Raw genomic sequence first — 14,459 nt, 5'->3', positions numbered from 1 at the left:
TTGCCGGTAAGGCTCATAGCACCTCCGATTGGTCTACTCTTTCAGCCGACTTCGAGAAACCCGGCTTCCGCTTTTCGAAGAGCGCCGTGAACGCCTCTTTCGCCTCGGGCGAGCGGAGCAGCGGGGTATATGCGGTCAGACACCACATAAGGTTTGGGCGGTAAACCGGGGCTAACCGACCTCATTCATAATGGGTCCACGTCCGATCACTTTAACGACACGTTCCTGCTCCAGCACTTGATAGGCGAGTCGGTGCTGGACATGATCCGGCGGGAAAAGGCGCCCGCCAGGTCACCAACCAGTTTTTCGTAGGGAGATGCATTTTTTGACACGGATTTTTTCTAAGAATATCCAATAATTCCTCCACCTTGGGCCGCAACCCGGCAGCGGCCAATTTCTTGGCGTCTCTTTGGGCCTGCCTGGTAAAGACCTGCCATTTCACCAGCCAGAGTCCTTGGCGCATTCCTCGATGGGCGTATTAAACCCCTCGCGAATGGACTCTCTCATGCCAGGAATGGACAATAGGTACACAGTCTCCTGGATGGCGCGCCAGTCTTCCTCAGCTATAAGACGGCATTCGAGCGCGTGCCGGTGATGAGGATGGGAGTGTGGGTGGAAGCCGCTTCGTCTATCAAGCGATAGAGATTCGACCTCGCCTCGCTGGCAGTAAGAGTCGTCATCGGCTATTCCTCAAGAGGTTAAATTAAATCGTCTATATAGTACGCTTGACGTACGTTAGCTAAAACTGCCGGGCCAAACGATAGACCTGAAGGTAGCTGAAAGATGGCTTATCTATTCTATTCATTTGACATGCTACGCCGTGAGGGCCTTTCTAAATCGCTCGATGGCGGTGCATCTTCGATTCCCGAACTCGCGAATAGTCGCCATCATTGGTCCGAACGGAGCAGGCAAAACCACCTTGCTTGACGTGTTGACCCCGATGCGTTGTACTTCGGTGGATCGGGCATGCCCAAAACGGCATAATAAGAAGGCCCGACGTAGCCGCAATTTATTTCTGTGCGAATAGCGTTTCTAGAGAGCGAATATGACAGACGAACGCGAGCGCCTCCGGCAACTGATCGAGCAGAAATGTTTGATAACTAGCCAAGGCTTTACCCTTGCCACCGGGGAAAAGTCCGGATTCTATTTTGACTGTAAGGCGATTACTCTCGAAGGTGAAGGATTGGCTCTCATTGCATCCGAAGTTCTTCGAGAAATAGAAGCGTTCCCGAAGCGTCCTACGGCAATTGGAGGAATGACGATGGGCGCTGATTTCATCTCAGCCGCGGTTGCGTTGATGGCCTACCAGAGAGGCCTTAGTACCGTTCACGGTTCGATAGTTCGAAAAGAGCCAAAAAAGCACGGAACGATGAACAAGATCGAAAATCAGCTTCCAATAGGAACACCGATCGTTGTGGTTGATGATGTAATCACGAGCGGATCGTCAACTATTAAAGCGTGCGAGGAATTCTCTGCTGCCGGTTATGAGATCGTTGGCATCATCGCAATCGTCGATCGCGAGGCAGGCGGAAAACAGCGACTTGAGCAGTCGTATGGTCACGTACGCCCGCTTTTCCAGACGAGCGATTTTCCAGCCCTAACACAGAACCCCGGTTCTAAAGGTACGCAACCAAAGCGCACCGCTGCTCGATCCTCTCGGGAAACCGGGGTTCTGTTACAGGCTGTCGCCCTAACCCTTATAAAGTGAATCGTGACTAACGATTTCATCCGCATGCTCGAGACCGGATGCAAGAACGCGGCGCGACCGAGGCCAATGGCGGAGGTTTGTATGCAGTTGACCTATGACACGAAAAATAACATCGCTTACATACGGCTGAGGGAAAAGACAGCCGAAGTGGAGACGATTCGCATCAGCGAGGAACTCAACATCGATTTGGCCGCGGATGGGAGCGTGCATGGGATAGAACTCTTGAATGCAAATGTCCAGCTTACCCAGACAGATGAGGGCAAGCTTCTCATCGTCAACGAAGCGTCAGGCGAGCATCAGGAAATACCTCTCGTTGCGGCCCGTTAAACCCGCGATACCTTAAGCAACACGATTGATGCGGATAATTCTAAGGTGGAGTGATCAAGCGCGATCGGCGTCTATCCAGCCCATATATGTACCTTAAGACGACGGCGCGGTATCCGCTTTTCCGTTGACCGGGTCAGCCGGCACACTCTCTTTTCTCGTGGCCTGCCAGGTTCCCGGACAACCGTTGATATCTTTCCAACTTCCTCCGCCCTTGGCCGCCGACAACAGTCCCTCGAAGGTCGCCGCATCGTAGCCTTCGTAGGTGAATCCGCCTTCCATTTTCCCGGAGTCCTGGATCACGCCTTCAAGCGCATACGCATAGCCGGAGTTATCGGTGAGGTTACCGCTTACCCTGCCGCCCGTGATGGTGATGGTTCCGTCCCCAATCCCGTAGCCGCAACTTTCGTGCGCGCCGGGACGCGCGGTCCTGGTGCCGCCCCCGACCTGCCACGCGCCGTCGAATTTGGTGGTGGTGACCATCGCGGAATTGGCGTTGATGTCGCTGCAACCGCTCAAAGCGCCGCACACAAGGAGTGATACCGGTATTATAGTTTTCATGCTCCTACCCCGCTGAAGTTCTTGGTTAAACAAATGTTTTATCTCAAAGCGCTAGGATGGCGACAGACTCGCGACACCGGAAATCGCCGCCGTTTGAGTCCGCTCCGCGAGCGCCATCGGCACCTTGTAAATATCGAAATGGCCCGAGGCGTCGTAGCTCTTGTACATCTCCTGAAACTCATACATCCATACGCCGAAGAAGAAAGCGAGATCGATGAGATCGCGGCGATTCACCGCGGTCCAGCGGATCAACCGCCAGAAGTGCGCGCGCTGTGGGCCTCTGAGCCCCACGGAATAGATGATCCGCCAAAGGATGCCCAGGTACCGCCGCGCTAACTTGAGGTTCCACGGCGCGGTGAGCGGCAATTGGCCTAAGTACTGTGTTCGGTAATCTCGCAAAAACGCCGTCGCGCGCTCGAACACATGTTCGGGCGCGCACAGGTGTGTCAGTACTTGCTTGTAACCTGCGCTCAAGGTTCGAGCATCCATCTTCGGCACGATATTGGTTTGGCTCTCGTGAAAATCGAACTCGTAGATGAGCCGTCCTTCACGCTTCATGCGATCGTATAACTCGGTGCCGGGAGGCGCCTTGAGCACGCTGACCCCGGCGATGACGATCCCGCAGTCTTGGATGAAATCGATCTGGCGTTGGAAAATCGCCGGTGTGTCGGTGTCGAAACCGACGATAAATCCGGCGGTGACGATGAAGCCCGAGCGGTGCAGTTGGCGGATGCTTTCGAGCAAGTCGCGGCGCGTGTTTTGCCGTTTCTTGCAGGCGATGAGGCTGTCCTCGTCAGGTGTCTCCACACCCACGAAGATATGCCGGAAGCCGGCGTCCAACATCAGTTGCATGAGCTCGGGATCATCGGCCAGATTCACCGTCAGCTGGGTGGCAAAACCGACGGCGCGCTGCTTGTGCCGGCGCCACTCGATCAAGGCGGGCAGGAGATCGGTTTTAAGGAGTTTCTTGTTGCCGATGAGATTGTCGTCGGCGAAGACGACCAGATCGAAGCGGTCCAGATCCCCGAGTGCCTCGAGCTCGGCGATGATCTGCACCGAGGTCTTGGTACGCGGCCGCCGGCCGAAGAGGGCCGTAACGTCGCAAAAGTCGCATTGATAGGGGCAACCGCGCGAATATTGGACGATCGCGAACCCGTATTGGCTCAGGTCGACCAGCTCCCACAATGGGACCGGGGTCGTGTGGACATCCGCCATCTCGGGCGAAGTGTAGATGGGCTTGAGACAGCCCTCTGCCAAATCGGCAAGGAATCGCGGCAGCGTCACCTCGGCTTCGTTGAGCACGAAATGATCAACGCCCGGAAACGCGGCGTACTCGTGCGTAAACAGTGGGCCACCCGCAACCACTTTGACGCCCGCCGCCTTGCAGCGCCGGATCAGCGCTCGCGCGGCGGTGGCTTGGACATTCATGGCGCCGATGAAGACATAATCCGCCCATTTGAGATCCTCGTCGGCAAGCTTATTTAAATTGAGATCGATGAGGCGCTTATTCCACTCCTTGGGTAACATGGCGGCGACGGTAAGCAATCCGATCGGGGGATAACTAGCCCGTTTTCCCGATATCCTGAGCAAATTGCTCATCGACCAGAAGGCGTAGGGCATCTCGGGGTAGACCAGTAGGATGTTCATGTGCTCCTCCACCTTGCCATATGTTAGTATCGTTATCCGGCCGCGGCTCGCGCACGCACGAGCGATCAAGTGATCGAAACCATAAGCGTATCCCTATCGCCCCTTCATTCCAAGCCCTGCCCCCGCGCAACGCAAGCGGGCGGTTAAGCTCAACGCGCCTTCTCCATGACGCTCATCGGCGCCAGACCGCACGATTTGAAAGACCGGCCCGCGCGGATCTCCTGTGGGGCGGCTGGTGTGCGTGATGGGTGGCAGCGGCAAGAGCACGTTGGAGCGGCGCCTTGGAACGGACGACGGATGGACGGGACCTGATCTTGAAACGATGAGAGCCGCTAGTGCTGCAAGGCCGGAGAAGGCGGCGGTCTTCCATCCGAACCGAACCACACGATTCCCTCAGTCGTTCTCAGGAGACCAGCTTGGTTGTCTTGCACAAAGAGCCAGGAGACAACCGCGAACCAGCCGAGTACGAGTACAAGGTACACGAAGCGAGATCGGAACGGGATCTGGTCGCGCAACAGCCTGTCGATGAGCTCGGGGTAGCCTTGTGCATAGACGGGTGAAGGCTCTTCCTCGCCCACGACGGGAGCATTCGTGGATTCGCGGTCCTTCCAAGCTTCACGGGTCCCGTCCAGCGAAGCCCCAGGGCCAAGGGTCGCATCAGGATTGATCTCTGGGTCGCTCGACGCGACCTCTGCGGACGGCAGGCGTTTACGCGATCGCTTTGCCACCGGACTAGTTCCCCAAGATCAGGCGCCGGATGCGCTCGTGTCGCTCCCAAGCCTCGTCAGCGAAGCTCTGTATGTTCGTTAGAACATCCCTCTCCGCGATCTCGCGGTTTGGTCGAATGAAGTAGTCGATGTCATAAAACAGACCGGCCTCGGGGAACCCGGCGTTCTTTTTGAAGAAATCGGAGAGTTGCTGTCGAGCCATAGGCCCGCTTTGCGTATTGAAATTGCCAAGCTTGTCGACAAAATTCAGTGGCGCTCCTGCGTCAATGAGTTTCGCTGAAGCGCCGACCGCCTCTCGCGCTTGAGGCGTTAGGCCGACGTACCTTGAGATGAAGAGCTCAACAAGCCGCTCAAAGGATTCGTTGAATGGGGTGCAGAACTTCGAGCGCACGCCGAGCCGCTCGATGTGGAGGTGTTTGCCGAAGTCAGGCAAGTTGAAGAGAAAGCGAAAGAGTTTTGTGGCTCTGTTGGGGAAGAAGTTCTTGGTCGGAGTATCAATCACCATGAACCCCGCGTTCCGAAAGCCGACGAACGCGTGTTCCACTTCATTGTCCGAAAAGATATCGATCCGGTTCTCAATGATTCGCCAGTGCCGGAGACCCAAATGCTCGGAGATCTCCTCCGCCCAGCGGCCGCGATGGTCGAGAATCTTCGGGTTCGGCTTGTACCGAACCTCCAGCGTGTGTTCGTTCGTCACTGTATCGACCTTCTCGGTCATTCGGGCAATCCCCTTCTCGATGGTTACCTGTGCCGTCTAACGCATCGCCGTTAGGCGCCCGCTCCGCCCGACTGCTCACCAAAGAGTTCTCCCTGTCGCTGGACCGAGGACCGGAGTTCGGGCCAGCGCTCGACGAACGGCGCCGCGGAGATGCGCCCGAGTTCGCTCGGCTCGATCTTGTTCAGCCCTCCGCCGTACACACGACCCTCGCCGCGCAGCTCGTGGCCGCTGACTCGGCCGAGAAGTTCATGCACGTCGGCGGCGCGGCCGGGGTGCTTGCGAAGCATGGCCGCGAGGCCGTTCAGCGGGTAGAGCATGAGATAGAGATTCGTCCCGATGGCGTTCGATCGGTTGAGGATGAAGCGGAACGGCTGCTTGTCGTCCGCGCCGCGGCCCATGTATGTGCAGAGGAAGGGGGAGCGGGGACGTTGCTCCTGCTTGTACCACGGGCTGCGCTTGCCGACGAGGTAGCCGTCCATGATGCCCAGCGCTGCGGCGGTTTGCAGGTACTCCCAGAGGGCCGGGTACCGCTGTTCGACGACATGCTCCGGGAGGTCGCAGTCGATGACGCACAGTTGGCGGTCGATGCGCGGGTAGCCGTCGTCGTCGCCTTCGACGACGGTGGTCTTGAGGTGCCGCGGGCTGGGCAGGATCGGGCGGAGATACTTCTCCGGAAGCTTGCGACGCTTGGCATCGGCGCGCTCGAGCACGAAGAACTTGTTGCTCCCCGTGGCGATGCCGCGCTGGATGCGGAGGAAGTCAGAGAGTGTCGGGCCGTTGCCGTCGCTGACGGTGTGCCGGTCGTTCCTGGCGTGGCTCGGATACACGGTCCACTTGCGGGACTCGCGCAGGAGTTCGAGGAGGATTCGGTCGCTGGTGTGCGGTTCGCTCATGGTGCCGCCGAACGTGAGCTCGGCCTCGTGGCCTCGCGGCGGCGGAGCCTTTCTAAACACGAGAACGACCGACGACACCAGGGCATCGCCGAACTGAACATTATCGGGATCGAACCGATGGGCGCGGATGAGCGTCACGCGATCCGTGAGGTAGCGCTTGAGGGCGGCGCCATAGTTGACGTCCATGAACTCCGACGGGATGAGCCACGCGGCGTAGCCGCCGTCCTCCATCCACGCCGTGGCGAGCAGGAGGAAGTAGACGTACAGACCGGCAAGGCCATTGACTTCGACTCCGGTCATCTCGTACGCGAGCCGTTGCAGGCGTTCCTTGTCCTCGCCGTTTATGTGATGGTGGCGGACGTAGGGTGGGTTGGCCAGGATGAGGTTGGGCGCGGGCGGGCGAGACGCATAGGAGACGACTTGAGTAAAGTCGCCCTGTACGACCTCAAGCGCGGTGTCGGACCACAGGTCCCGCGCGGCCTCGCAGAAGGCCGGATCGAGTTCGACACCGACGGCGCTTCTGATGCGCTTGGGGCCGAACACCGCGAGCGCCGCGGAGAAAAAGCTGCCGGAACCGATCGAGGGATCGGCGAAGCGGACACCGTGCCTACGGTCGTCGATCAGCGAGTCCACGTACCGGGCGATGTCGATGGCGAGCGCGTTGGGCGTGGCGAACTGGCCAAGGCGGTTCCGCTCGGCCGCCGACCTGGTTGCATCGACGGCCGCTTGAATTGCTTGGCGGCGCGTCTCGGTCGGGTTGTCTTGGTGCGCGTTCATGCCGGTCACAAACCCAGTTTAGCAAGATCGTCGATGCGATGCTCCCAGACCCAGTCAATGCCCTCCGCGGCCTTGTACCCCAAGTAGTCGCTACCGAAGTAGCCGCAGAGGAACAGCACGTACCGTACGCTCTCACCGTACGTCGCCTGGAGTTGATGGACCTTGGTCGCCTCTTCCTTGCGCCGCTTGTTGGTATTGGTGAAATCGCCCGCCGACTTGGCCTCGATGAGGATGGGCAGCCGATCCTTCCGCAGCTTCTCGGGCTGGATCACCACATCGGCCGGGATGTTGACTTTGACTGTCTTTCCGACGGCCAGATTCATGCGGAAGCTGTACGTGGCCGGCTGCATCTCGGTCAGCGGCTTCCCGGCGGGGTGGGGCTGCTTCCGATACCCGCGTTTGTCGAGATAGTCGCCGATCATGGCGAGTTGCCGTTGCTCCTGAGCGTTGCGGACGATCGGGTTTGCGACGGCGCTGCACAGCCGGTCGGCGACAATCGTTGACGCCCGGTCGCGCTCGCGGTCGGTCGGGTCTTTCGCCGTGTCCAGCCACGAAAAGATGTCGCGGTCCAGAAGCTTGGTCAGCACGCGGCAGACTTTGGTCAAGTTCTCTTCGAGCAGTTCGGCCTTCATCCGTGAGGCCAACTTCCCTTCCTCCATGCTGCCGATGAGCGACTTGTTCGCGCCTGCAAGCCCGACCAGCCGGTCCACCGCCAGTGGCGGGGCGGGTACACATGCGGAGCGTTGGGAGCGCGCTGGGATTCGCTCGGAGCGTCGCGGCATCGAGATTCCGCAGATCGCATGTGGCGAGGAGGGCGACCTTGACGTGCTCGGTGGTTTTTACGCGCGTGGAGCGGAACGCCTCGGGCGCAAATCGCATAAACCACTGATTGAACTGATCAACAGAGGCCGCGATGTCGGCCTTCCAGAGATGCGGCTTGTCGGCATTGATGCGTCGAGGTTTCATGAGATCCCGTCGCTCACGGGTACTGCGTTTTCGGTTGTCGCGGCCACCGCCCTGGGGCGCCGCCGCCGTAGAGCGGCCGGTTACCCGACCGCCCCGGTACAGATCCCGGTGTGCGGGACTACCGGACCGGGCTCCTCGGTGATACTCGCTTCCGCAGTCAGCGAAGACCTCATTATGCCAACACGGGATTCGGTCGTCGATTTAGCTCGGTGATGCGGGGGCACCGACACGTGATAGAACTCCAGTAGCCGGTAGAAGCGCCACCCATTCATCCGGTGCTTGCGGCTCCGGCGATTCAGCAAGCGATCGCGTCGAGCTGACGGGCGCAATCCCATCAGCCCGACCCGATCGCTTGCTTATGTTTAACGACCTCGCCCCTTGGCTTCTTGTACCCTGCGAGCCTCACTAGGCGGGCTCCTCGGAATAGTGCGGGCATGCGCTAATTCAAGGTGACGCGCTATGCGCGTTGATGTTTTACAAAATTCCGATCGAGCTTGCTTCAAGTATAAAGCGCACACAACGCCGCGATGCGCTCTTCCATCGGCGGATGGCTTATAAACAGCCGTTCAAGGCCCGAGGGGTTTGCCTGCGATCCCGAAGGCCTGGATCTGTTCGGGCATGGGATCTTGCTGAACCGAAGCGCCTAGGCGTTCCAGGGCCCGAATCATCTTCTCCCGCCCGGCCAGCTTGGCCCCGCCCGAGTCGGCGCGAAACTCGCGCCAGCGGCTGAACCACATCACGATGATCATCGCCAGTACGCCGAGCACCATCTGGGCGATTATCGTCGTGATCCAGAAGCCCGGCCCATGCCCGCGTTCATTGCGAAATACGGCCCGATCCACCAACTGGCCAATGACCCGCGAGAGGAACAACACGAAGGTGTTGACCACGCCTTGGTTCAAGACCGGTAACCAATGTCACCATTGGCCACGTGCGACATTTCGTGCCCCAGCACGGCCTCCACCTCCTCGCGCCGCATCCGCTGCAGCAAGCCGGTGCTGACCGCAACCAGCACGTGATTGCGATTGGCGCCGGTGGCAAAGGCTTCACGATGATGCCGAGCAACAGCATCACCGCGAGGTTGGTTATCAGGAACAACACGGTACGTAGCACGGATGATCCTCCTTTTGCGTGAAAGTAGTTGCGGGTCACGGGCTCAAGGTGCAAGGGCCCCGCGCCCGTCGCGGCTAGCATAAAGTAATGCCGACGCTAAGCCGATAGTTATTCCCGCAGGACGGCTCCTCCCCCTCCCCGCTCATATCCGTCCTGCATTGGCCGGGGCTTGCCCCGGCCCCTTTTTTTACTCATCGCTCGGTTTGCTGCACCAGCAGCGCCGAGACATTCTGGAAGCCCCTCGGGAGCCGGTTACCGTTTCGGCCGCGCTCACAAGCGTACGCCGGGAGATCCGCCGGACCGAGGGTAAGGTGGCGCTGACCGGCGCGCACGACCAAGGACGCACCCGCGGTAACGACTGTGACCGCGGTAACATAATCCTCTCTCGACACCACCTTGGCGCTCGCGATATGGACCATTTTCAGGCCCTTGCCCTTGGCAAGCTCGGGAAGCTCCTTCAAGGGGAACACCAAAAGACGTCCCGCTTTCGTGGCCGCGGCAACGCGGTCGCTGCTGATGTCATGGACGGCCGCGGGCGAGACTATGCGTGCGCCGCGCGGGAGCGTGAGCACTGCCTTGCCGGCCTTGTTCTTGGTATGAAGATCTTCCAGCCTGGCGATAAACCCGTAGCCGGCATCCGAGGCCATCAAGTACCGGGCATCACCTTGCTCGAATAGCACGCCTTCAAACGTCGCTCCCTCGGGCGGGGTTAAGCGCCCGGACAAGGGCTCGCCCAAACCGCGCGCGGAGGGCAGCGAATGTCCCGCTAGGGAATAACACCGCCCGGTCGAATCGATGAATACCGCCAGTTGATTGCTGCGTCCGCAGGCCGCCGCCTTGAACTGATCACCCGCCCGGTAGCTCAGTTCCATGGGATCGATCTCATGCCCCTTGGCGGCCCGCACCCAACCCTTCTCCGAGAGCACGATGGTGATGGGCTCGTTCGGGACCAACGCGGCTTCATCGAGCGCCCGCGCCTCGCCGCGTTCGACAATCGGCGCGCGGCGCGGATCACCGTAGCGCTTGGCGTCGTCCAGAAGCTCGGCGCGGATCAGCGCCTTGAGTTTTCTATTCGATCCCAAGGTCTGTTCCAGGCCCTTGCGCTCCTCGGCAAGCTCCCTCTGTTCGGCGCGGATTTTCTCCTCCTCGAGTCTCGCCAAATGCCTGAGTTTCAGGTCCAGGATCGCCTCCGCCTGGATCTCGGTGAGGCCGAAGCGGCTCATCAGCACCGGTCGCGGGGACTCTTCGTTGCGGATGATGGCGATGACCTCATCGAGGTTGAGATAGGCGATGAGCAGCCCTTCGAGGATGTGCAAACGCTCGTTGACTTGGTTCAAGCGATGCTGCAAGCGCCGGCGCACCGTCGCTGTCCGAAACTCCAGCCACTCCGTTAGCAAGGTTTTAAGGTCCTTGACCTGCGGGCGGCCGTCCAAGCCGATAACGTTTATATTGACGCGGTAGCTGCGTTCGAGATCGGTGGTGGCGAAGAGGTGCGCCATCACGGCCTCAGCATCCACGCGGTTCGAGCGCGGCACCAGCACCAGCCGCACCGGCGTCTCGTGATCGGACTCGTCGCGCAGATCCTCGATCATGGGCAGCTTCTTGGCGTTCATCTGCGCGGCGATTTGCTCGAGGATGCGTTCTCCCGAGCTTTGGTACGGCAGGGCGGTGATGACGATGTTGCCGTCCTCCAGCTCGTAGATGGCCCGCATGCGCACCGTCCCTGCGCCGCTCTCGTAGATTGCCCGCAACTGCTCGCGCGGGGTCACGATCTCGGCCGCGGTGGGGAAATCGGGGCCCAGCACGTGCCGACACAGATCGGCGATCGTTGCCTCCGGCCGATCGAGAAGCTCGATACAGGCTTGCGTGATCTCCACGAGGTTATGCGGAGGAACGTCGGTGGCCATGCCGACCGCGATCCCGGTGGTGCCGTTCAAGAGCACATTGGGCAGCCTGGCCGGCAGCAAGCGCGGTTCCTCCAAGGTCCCGTCGAAATTCGGGGCCCACTCGACGGTCCCGAGGCCTAGTTCTTTCAACAATACCTCGGCATAGCGGGTCAAGCGCGCCTCGGTATAGCGCATGGCGGCGAAGGACTTGGGGTTGTCCGTCGATCCCCAATTGCCCTGCCCGTCGATGAACGGATAGCGGTACGCGAAGGGTTGCGCCATCAATACCATCGCCTCGTAGCAGGCCATATCGCCGTGAGGATGGAATTTTCCCAACACATCTCCCACGGTGCGCGCCGATTTCTTATGCTTGGCCCCGGCCGACAGTCCAAGCTCCGACATCGCATAGATAATGCGCCGCTGGACCGGTTTCAAGCCGTCCCCGATGTGGGGCAGCGCCCGGTCCAGAATGACGTACATGGAATAGTCGAGGTAGGCGCGCTCGCTGAACTCGTGCAGCGGCCGGCGCTCGACATTGTCGAAGTTGAACTCTAGCGACTCGGGCATAAGCGTATTGAGATGAGATCCGCCGCGGATTTTAGCCCTGAGCGGCGCGGTAAACATCTCGGCGATGACCAATGTGCATAACCGTTATCACATGCTTCGCATCGTCGATTTCATAAACAACCCGATAAGCACCCATTCGAATTCGCCACCCAGATCGCCCTGCTAACTTCCTTGAGCCGCTTGGCCGTGGCTCGTCGGCAAGCTTCCAAATGGATTCCCGGATACGAACGTAGACGTCCTGTGGCAAGGCAGACAACTCCTTCTGTGCGCGCCGCAAAATGGTGACCGTATAGGTCACGATCGATCGCGTTCGATCTCGGAAACAGCTTGCTCGAAAGGAATCGCTTCATCGTCAGCAGCCTTCGCGGCATCATACGCACGAATAGCCTCTAATTCCTCCACGTCATCGATTAGTTCCTGGTATTCCTCAATATCCAGAATCACAGCGGTCTTTTTCCCGCTGTCATCAACGACAAATTGATGTTTGTGAACCGCCATATGACTTACCTGATTCTATGCAACAAGTTTTTTTCTACAGCGCCATTTTATTCGTTATTCGTAAAGTCGAGTAGCTGCAAAGGGAGCGACGGCAGTGCTGCCTAGCCCGGTGACCCGCATGGTCGGGAAACGCGGTCGCTGTCCGCCTATCTCCGTTTGAGGTCCGCGGCGACGAGCAAGGGTGCAGGCGCCTACGCCGCACGTCGAATACGATTTGCTCATCCGGCGATTGGCCAGGGCATGGTCCTGGGCCCATTCCACGGCCTCGACGTAGTCGTCGAACCATACCGAGCCCTCCTTCCCACCTGGGCCGCATGCGCTGGGCCAGGCTCAAACGCGTCTTCGCTATCGATAAGCCAGATACATGGACGTATCGCTGTTAACTCCTAAGGATGGAACAGTGCCCTCACTGCGGCGGCACCTTAACGATCATCGCCGCCATCCCCAACCCCACCGTAATTGCCAAAGTCCTTACCCATCCCTGCCTGCAGGAGGCAGGCCGGTTTGCCCCTCCGAGCACCGACGCGCTCACCCGCGCGCCGCGAATCGCTATCCACCGTGTCCTACGGTGGACTTCGACGATTTCGAGATCTACCGGATAAACGGGCTTAAACGCTTTTCCATTCTTCCACCCCGGCATCTCGGATAGCCGGGTTTCGCAATCCACGTGCGTGCGAATTTGAACGCCTTGCCGCACGGTGACCGAGAACGCGTAACCTGGGCTGAGCGTTATGCGCGAAACCCGGGATTGCGGCCTCATGTTTCCCGGGTCACGGCGCTTCGCGCCTGACCCAGCCTACGAAATTATTTCGTGTGATTGACCACCCGCCGGTCCATCGATATAGTCCTAGCGGGTCAAAAAGGGCCGTTTGTAATCCCTCCTCGCCGATCGGTGAACAAGCGAAGAAAGTCGAAATGAGCACCACTTTGCCGTCGCGCCGGCTGGCTTTTCGCGCTCTCTAGCTGCCCATTCGTCATGCCGACGCTCCACTTCAAAGGCAAGCCGCTCGTGCAAAACCACCATCTCGTGGTGCCGTTCAGCGAGCTGGAGGCGGTGAACTCGCGCGGGCTGAGCAAGGCGCCGAGCCTGCACGACAATCTGATCGTCGAGGGCGACAATCTGAAGGCGCTCAAGGCGCTGCTGCCGGCGTATCACGGCAAGGTGAAGTGCATCTACATCGACCCGCCCTACAATACCGGCAATGAAGGTTGGATTTATAACGACCGGGTCAACTCGCCGATGATGCGCGACTGGCTGGGCCGCACGGTGGACCGCGACGATCTCACCCGCCACGATAAGTGGTGCTGCATGATGCTCCCGCGGCTGAAGCTCCTGCGCGAGCTGCTCACCGACGACGGCGCGATCTTCATCTCCGTCGACGACAACGAGGTGCATCATCTGCGCGCGTTGATGGATGAGGTGTTTGGGGGGAGAATTGGGTCGGCACCGTCATTTGGAAAAATGCGACCGACAATAACCCAACGAATGTCGCCGTGGAACACGAAAGCATCCATGTTTTCGCGAGGAGAAAAGAGAACCTTGCACCCGTCTGGAAGTCAGAGGGTCTGGCTGTAAAGACGAAGCTCGAAGAGCTGCAGGCGGAGTTTCTGAAAAAGTTCACCGATGCCGAGGAACGGCAGAAGGCGTTCAGCGAGTGGCTGAAGGAAAACAAGCCCTTTATCTGGCCATTTCAGGATTACAAGTTCATCGACGACCGAGGCATCTACACGGGCATTCGCGGCGTCCATAATCCTGGCAAAGAGGGATACCGCTATCCGGTCAAACATCTGCGGACGAAGAAGCCGTGTGTGGAACCATTGATGGGCTACCGATTTCCGAGGGAAACGATGGACGAGTTGTTGGCCCAAGACCGAATTCTTTTCGGAAAGGACGACTCGAAGGTCATCGAACTCAAGGCCTACTTGAGTGATTACAAAGCGAAACTCGCTAGCCCGGATTTCTCACCGATAGCCAAGAAAAAGGCCGTATCTCGTGGCATAATATGTGTTCGATCAGCATGTTATGCACAATGACGAGGACGGCTTTATGGAAACACAGTGTAACGGGTGGCG

At 59.1% G+C, this 14,459-nt stretch carries 13 protein-coding genes and 5 pseudogenes; 5 read left to right on the top strand and 13 right to left on the bottom strand.

Going from position 1 to position 14,459, the window contains the following annotated elements; translation table 11 throughout:
• Positions 1-181: 181 nt before the first annotated feature.
• Together M3436_14240 and M3436_14235 are read right to left on the bottom strand one after the other, a co-directional pair.
• Positions 182-442: pseudogene (locus M3436_14240) on the bottom strand (Txe/YoeB family addiction module toxin).
• Positions 439-680: pseudogene (locus tag M3436_14235) on the bottom strand (type II toxin-antitoxin system Phd/YefM family antitoxin). Before M3436_14235 ends, M3436_14240 begins: the two co-directional pseudogenes overlap by 4 nt.
• 164 nt (positions 681-844) lie before the next feature.
• Here M3436_14235 and M3436_14230 point away from each other — a divergent pair.
• Genes M3436_14230 through M3436_14220 form a run of 3 tightly spaced genes read left to right on the top strand, consistent with a single transcriptional unit; the run spans position 845 to position 2,035 of the window.
• The gene (locus tag M3436_14230; protein ID MDQ3565238.1) at positions 845-1,027 is read left to right on the top strand and encodes an ATP-binding cassette domain-containing protein; all 183 of its coding nucleotides are present in this window, start codon (positions 845-847) and stop codon (positions 1,025-1,027) included.
• An 18-nt stretch (positions 1,028-1,045) separates the two neighbouring features.
• Complete coding sequence (gene pyrE, locus M3436_14225; GenBank protein MDQ3565237.1) at positions 1,046-1,708, top strand: orotate phosphoribosyltransferase; 663 nt, start codon at positions 1,046-1,048, stop codon at positions 1,706-1,708.
• Between the two features lie 3 nt (positions 1,709-1,711).
• Positions 1,712-2,035, top strand: a complete 324-nt coding sequence (locus tag M3436_14220) for a DUF2283 domain-containing protein (GenBank protein MDQ3565236.1) — start codon at positions 1,712-1,714, stop codon at positions 2,033-2,035.
• Between the two features lie 93 nt (positions 2,036-2,128).
• On the opposite strand, the gene M3436_14215 is transcribed toward M3436_14220, so the two are convergent.
• The 11 genes and pseudogenes from M3436_14215 to M3436_14165 all read right to left on the bottom strand — a co-directional run bounded on the left by M3436_14215 (position 2,129) and on the right by M3436_14165 (position 13,146).
• Positions 2,129-2,593: a hypothetical protein gene (locus tag M3436_14215; protein ID MDQ3565235.1), complete on the bottom strand. Its 465-nt coding sequence runs from the start codon at positions 2,591-2,593 to the stop codon at positions 2,129-2,131.
• 51 nt (positions 2,594-2,644) lie between these two features.
• The gene (locus tag M3436_14210) at positions 2,645-4,240 is read right to left on the bottom strand and encodes a B12-binding domain-containing radical SAM protein (GenBank protein ID MDQ3565234.1); all 1,596 of its coding nucleotides are present in this window, start codon (positions 4,238-4,240) and stop codon (positions 2,645-2,647) included.
• 332 nt (positions 4,241-4,572) lie between these two features.
• Complete coding sequence (locus M3436_14205; GenBank protein MDQ3565233.1) at positions 4,573-4,968, bottom strand: hypothetical protein; 396 nt, start codon at positions 4,966-4,968, stop codon at positions 4,573-4,575.
• A gap of 4 nt (positions 4,969-4,972) precedes the next feature.
• Positions 4,973-5,686 carry a hypothetical protein gene (locus M3436_14200; GenBank protein MDQ3565232.1) on the bottom strand — a complete coding sequence of 238 codons (714 nt, stop codon included), beginning with the start codon at positions 5,684-5,686 and terminating at the stop codon, positions 4,973-4,975.
• A gap of 50 nt (positions 5,687-5,736) precedes the next feature.
• Positions 5,737-7,356, bottom strand: coding sequence for an N-6 DNA methylase (locus tag M3436_14195; GenBank protein MDQ3565231.1), 1,620 nt, complete (start codon positions 7,354-7,356; stop codon positions 5,737-5,739).
• 5 nt (positions 7,357-7,361) lie between these two features.
• Positions 7,362-8,322: pseudogene (locus tag M3436_14190) on the bottom strand (XamI family restriction endonuclease).
• Between the two features lie 566 nt (positions 8,323-8,888).
• Positions 8,889-9,439: pseudogene (locus M3436_14185) on the bottom strand (M48 family metalloprotease).
• Positions 9,440-9,626: 187 nt separating this feature from the next.
• On the bottom strand, positions 9,627-11,888 hold the full coding sequence (gene parC, locus M3436_14180) for a DNA topoisomerase IV subunit A (GenBank protein MDQ3565230.1): 2,262 nt from the start codon (positions 11,886-11,888) through the stop codon (positions 9,627-9,629).
• 31 nt (positions 11,889-11,919) lie between these two features.
• Positions 11,920-12,186 (bottom strand): type II toxin-antitoxin system RelE/ParE family toxin, encoded by a 267-nt coding sequence (locus M3436_14175; protein ID MDQ3565229.1) that lies wholly within the window; start codon positions 12,184-12,186, stop codon positions 11,920-11,922.
• On the bottom strand, positions 12,183-12,386 hold the full coding sequence (locus M3436_14170) for a hypothetical protein (protein ID MDQ3565228.1): 204 nt from the start codon (positions 12,384-12,386) through the stop codon (positions 12,183-12,185). The genes M3436_14175 and M3436_14170 overlap by 4 nt, the downstream gene beginning before the upstream one ends.
• A gap of 406 nt (positions 12,387-12,792) precedes the next feature.
• Positions 12,793-13,146, bottom strand: a complete 354-nt coding sequence (locus M3436_14165) for a hypothetical protein (protein ID MDQ3565227.1) — start codon at positions 13,144-13,146, stop codon at positions 12,793-12,795.
• 216 nt (positions 13,147-13,362) lie between these two features.
• On the opposite strand from M3436_14165, the pseudogene M3436_14160 reads away from it, so the two are divergent.
• Both M3436_14160 and M3436_14155 read left to right on the top strand, forming a co-directional pair.
• A pseudogene (locus M3436_14160) lies at positions 13,363-13,844 on the top strand (site-specific DNA-methyltransferase).
• A 36-nt stretch (positions 13,845-13,880) separates the two neighbouring features.
• The gene (locus tag M3436_14155) at positions 13,881-14,420 is read left to right on the top strand and encodes a hypothetical protein (protein ID MDQ3565226.1); all 540 of its coding nucleotides are present in this window, start codon (positions 13,881-13,883) and stop codon (positions 14,418-14,420) included.
• Positions 14,421-14,459 lie beyond the last annotated feature (39 nt).

It is taken from the genome of Pseudomonadota bacterium (assembly GCA_030859565.1).
Taxonomy (GTDB): Bacteria; Pseudomonadota; Gammaproteobacteria; order JACCXJ01; family JACCXJ01; genus USCg-Taylor.
The sequence above is the reverse complement of the archived record's forward strand: the minus strand, read 5'-3'. Positions and strand labels throughout refer to the sequence as shown.

What these genes read in the sequence shown, in the direction of transcription:
- M3436_14230 (MDQ3565238.1), top strand. Translation starts at nt 845, where the DNA reads ATGGCGGTGCATCTTCGATTCCCGAACTCGCGAATAGTCGCCATCATT.
- pyrE (MDQ3565237.1), top strand. Translation starts at nt 1,046, where the DNA reads ATGACAGACGAACGCGAGCGCCTCCGGCAACTGATCGAGCAGAAATGT.
- M3436_14215 (MDQ3565235.1), bottom strand. Translation starts at nt 2,593, where the DNA reads ATGAAAACTATAATACCGGTATCACTCCTTGTGTGCGGCGCTTTGAGC.
- M3436_14210 (MDQ3565234.1), bottom strand. Translation starts at nt 4,240, where the DNA reads ATGAACATCCTACTGGTCTACCCCGAGATGCCCTACGCCTTCTGGTCG.
- M3436_14200 (MDQ3565232.1), bottom strand. Translation starts at nt 5,686, where the DNA reads ATGACCGAGAAGGTCGATACAGTGACGAACGAACACACGCTGGAGGTT.
- M3436_14195 (MDQ3565231.1), bottom strand. Translation starts at nt 7,356, where the DNA reads ATGAACGCGCACCAAGACAACCCGACCGAGACGCGCCGCCAAGCAATT.
- parC (MDQ3565230.1), bottom strand. Translation starts at nt 11,888, where the DNA reads ATGCCCGAGTCGCTAGAGTTCAACTTCGACAATGTCGAGCGCCGGCCG.
- M3436_14170 (MDQ3565228.1), bottom strand. Translation starts at nt 12,386, where the DNA reads ATGGCGGTTCACAAACATCAATTTGTCGTTGATGACAGCGGGAAAAAG.
- M3436_14165 (MDQ3565227.1), bottom strand. Translation starts at nt 13,146, where the DNA reads ATGAGGCCGCAATCCCGGGTTTCGCGCATAACGCTCAGCCCAGGTTAC.